At 43.9% G+C, this 606-nt stretch carries 1 protein-coding gene; it reads right to left on the minus strand.

The window, feature by feature from the left end; genetic code table 11:
- Positions 1-606: lipoprotein N-acyltransferase Lnb domain-containing protein (locus tag ACS8FD_RS22410; RefSeq protein WP_439277482.1), on the minus strand; the 606-nt coding region annotated here is incomplete at both ends.

Consider the following 606-nt stretch of genomic DNA (forward strand, 5'->3'; position numbering starts at 1 on the left):
ATAAAAGCGCAGCGTAGTGGCGAGCGCTTCTAAATTAAAGAACTGTGAAAATCCTGACGCCCGATCAAGGGTGTCATGAAAGCCTAGACGTAACCCAACATCAACATAGCTGTTGTCACCGCGCTGCCCAATACCAATTTGAGCCACTTGCAAAGGATGCCTGTCGATAGGGTTATTATCTGAGGCGACAATGCCATGATCTATAATCGTTTTTGGGTCAGCATCACCAGCAGATATACTTGATGCCAAATTGCGCTCTGCTGATTTAATATCAAGAGCGTCATCTTTAGACAGTTTCTGATAACCAAGCGCTGCTGCTTTGGCTTTATTCAGCTCAGCTTGACGTACGGTACTGTCAGCTGGTGTGTAACGGGCATTTGCTAATATGGCTTCTTTATTTAGCAGTTGAATCACGTCGGAAGGAATAACGACATAGGGCAATTGACTGAGCAAATCCTGCTCAGGGCGCACGACATCAATCAACCGTAAAATCTCAGAAGCACAGTTATCTGTGGTGAAATAATAAAGAATATCTAAATCCTTGGTTTCCCATACATGCAATATAATTTGCTGCACTTCTGCGGGTGTCAAATCCAACTGATACGT

The organism is Psychrobacter sp. 1U2, assembly GCF_051847575.1.